The sequence below is a fragment of the Streptococcus sp. OH4692_COT-348 genome, assembly GCF_003859975.1.
GTDB lineage: Bacteria > Bacillota > Bacilli > Lactobacillales > Streptococcaceae > Streptococcus.
This window is the reverse complement of the sequence record NZ_RQZB01000030.1, coordinates 1-1,509: the sequence shown is the minus strand read 5'-3', so window position 1 is coordinate 1,509 and position 1,509 is coordinate 1. Positions and strand designations below refer to the sequence as shown.

General features: G+C 31.9%; 3 protein-coding genes. 2 read left to right on the top strand and 1 reads right to left on the bottom strand.

Annotated features, from left to right (window positions below):
• Positions 1–58: 58 nt before the first annotated feature.
• Positions 59–373, top strand: a complete 315-nt coding sequence (locus EII37_RS10655) for a hypothetical protein (protein ID WP_257960204.1) — start codon at positions 59–61, stop codon at positions 371–373.
• 163 nt (positions 374–536) lie between these two features.
• Here EII37_RS10655 and EII37_RS10650 read toward each other — a convergent pair whose 3' ends face one another.
• Positions 537–863: a multidrug efflux SMR transporter gene (locus EII37_RS10650; protein WP_000120162.1), complete on the bottom strand. Its 327-nt coding sequence runs from the start codon at positions 861–863 to the stop codon at positions 537–539.
• 172 nt (positions 864–1,035) lie between these two features.
• Between EII37_RS10650 and EII37_RS10645 the strand changes: the two genes are divergently transcribed.
• Positions 1,036–1,443 carry an NAD(+) diphosphatase gene (locus tag EII37_RS10645; protein WP_124788554.1) on the top strand — a complete coding sequence of 136 codons (408 nt, stop codon included), beginning with the start codon at positions 1,036–1,038 and terminating at the stop codon, positions 1,441–1,443.
• Positions 1,444–1,509 lie beyond the last annotated feature (66 nt).

Here is a 1,509-nt window from a genome sequence, read left to right as displayed (position 1 = left end):
CCTTTAAAATGATTCATCGTCATTCCTCCTGCTATCTTTTTCTATTATTCTACCTTATTTGATAGTAGATTTAAAACTTTGCAACAGAACCGCAAATATCTTTGGGACTACTACAGATTATTTGCTGGGACAAAAACCTTATTCAATTATCAGTAGTTTACCTCTAGAACAATTAGATCTTACCAATATTGCAAACTTTTCAAAGGATGAGTTTGATATTTTGAAACATTCAATAGCAGTTTCGGTGGCAAGAAATAAAATAAAGGCAACAGAACTAAAAGATAGAGTTATAGAAAAAAATCAGTTGTCAGAAAAAGATGCAGAACTTTTGAATAAGATTTTTGAAGAAGTTAAAACTTATTGGGAAAATTAGGAGGACGCTAGTCTTCAAAATTCCCTCCCAAAATGTGTCCAAAATATTGACAGAATTCTAGCTTTTCATTATAGTTCTTATGGAACTTTTTTTCTACAACAAAATAGGCTCCATAATATCCATAGGGGATTTACCCACTACAAATAGTATAGAGCCGGTTTTATTAATGTCCTGCATTTCCTAATAAGTTAACCATGACAACACCAATGATAATCAAAATTAAACCGATAATGCTATAAACATTTAGTGTTTCTTTGAAAATCATTACTGCGATAGAGGATATCAAAACTAAACCGACAGCTGACCATGTTGCATAAGCTATTCCTACAGGAATTTTTTGCATTGCTAGTGATAAGAAATAGAAACAAACGCCATAGCTAAGTAGGGCAGAAACGGTTGGAATAGGCTTTGTAAAACCGTCTGATAATTTCAAAAGGTTAGTTCCCAATATCTCTCCTACAATGGCGATAAAAAGATAAAAGTATGACATGTCTTTAACCTCCTATATGTCATGTTTTTGCTCTAAGAGCTATTATAGCTATCCGTTTTTTATAAATCTTGGCACAAGTCATGAGAATTTGTAGTAAAACTGTGGCAGACACTTTTTCAGAACCAATAGCTGATAAGTTTAGTATATCATAAGATAAATTTTAAATAAAGTCTTGATTTATTTCAATGTCTTGCGTGGTCTCGATTTTACTGGTAAAATTACTTTTAAGAACTTTAAAAAAGAGGCTTCTATATTTGACAAAACAATGACTTGTTGTCCCGAATGTGGGCATCCTTTGGAGAAAAAATTTTTAAAAGATGAGGGAGATATTCCTTATTGTTCACAATGTGCGAGTTTTCGTTTTCCAGTCTTTAATACAGCAATTAGTGCGATTTTATTTAATGAAAAACATGATAAGATTCTCTTGATTAAGCAATATGACATGGCTGAGCATATTTTGCTAGCTGGTTATGTGTCTAATGATATTCACAACCAATTTCTACAATCATTAAAGGCAATTAATTTAGCCTCTCTTATTACGGATATGGGTAATAAGGTTCTGTTGCAAAGTTTTAAATAAAGAATAAAATCCCTTACGGCATCTATGATTTAAGCTGGGATTCCCAATAATACCTTGATTTCAGTA